Genomic DNA, 1,053 nt, shown 5'->3' with positions numbered 1-1,053 from the left:
ATCCACGCCACACTCTCGGGTCGGGTACGTCTTGGGGCGATTATCTCAGATGTGGCTTCCGCTGCCGTGGGGCGCGTACAGGTCGAGGAGCCGGATCCGGGCGGAGACGAGCCGGTGGGCGAGCACCTGTCCCACCCACTGCCACATCGCGGAGGCGAGGGCGGGGTCGCTGTCCATCAGCTCGCGCACAGCGGCGGCGTCGAACTCGTCGGTACGCAGCGGCGTCATGGCCTCGGCGCCGAAGTGCCAGGTGTAGGGGAGGAACAGCCAGGACCAGCCGACGAGCTCGCCGGGGCCGACGGTCTCGACCACTGCGGCCTGCCGGCCGGGTACGTGCACGTCCATGCCGACGTTCCCTGACCGGATGACCCAGAAGTGGCTGGCGTGCCCGCCCTGGTTGAACAGGCGTGCGCCGGCGGGAAAGTCTGCCTCGTGGGCGAGTGTCAGCAGGCTGGCGCGGTGCTCTGGGGAGAAGGCGTGGTCGAAGCGGTTGGGGGAGGAGGTGAGCCGGTGAGGGGAAGAGGTGCTCATGGCGGTTCTCCGTTCGGGTCCGCCTCCACTCTCCGCTGGCGGCGGCCGATCCGGGAAGGGCCGTTCGGTACCCTCCCGGACCCGGGCGTTCCCCAGCCCGGGCGGGTGGTCAGTAGGGCCAGGACCAGTCGGTGACTTCGGGCAGGTCGGTGCCGTGGAGGCGGATCCAGGTGTGGTGGCGGTTCCGCTGGTCGGTCATGCTCTGGCGCAGGCCCTCGGCGTGGTCGGCGAGTCCGGGGACGCGGTCGATGACGTCCATGACGAGCCGGTACCGGTCGAGGTCGTTGCGCACGACCATGTCGAAGGGGGTGGTGGTCGTGCCGGACTCTTTGTATCCGCGCACGTGCAGGTTCGGGTGGCCGGTGCGGCGGTAGGCGAGGCGGTGGATCAGCCACGGATAGCCGTGGTAGGCGAAGATCACGGGCCGGTCGGTGGTGAAGAGGGCGTTGTACTCGGTGTCCGTCATGCCGTGCGGGTGCTCCTCGTGGGGCATCAGGCGGGCGATGTCGACCACGTTGACGA

The 1,053-nt window shown here is 69.6% G+C and carries 2 protein-coding genes; both read right to left on the bottom strand.

Annotation, left to right across the window (positions count from 1 at the left end; genetic code table 11):
• Positions 1-45: 45 nt before the first annotated feature.
• Positions 46-531 carry a Crp/Fnr family transcriptional regulator gene (locus AC0693_RS38780; protein WP_469320848.1) on the bottom strand — a complete coding sequence of 162 codons (486 nt, stop codon included), beginning with the start codon at positions 529-531 and terminating at the stop codon, positions 46-48.
• 109 nt (positions 532-640) lie between these two features.
• A partial coding sequence (locus AC0693_RS38775; RefSeq protein ID WP_478804636.1) for a phosphoketolase family protein occupies positions 641-1,053 on the bottom strand: 413 nt, incomplete at its 5' end.

Source organism: Streptomyces sp. NPDC043876, assembly GCF_056435825.1.
The sequence above is the reverse complement of the archived record's forward strand: the minus strand, read 5'-3'. Positions and strand labels throughout refer to the sequence as shown.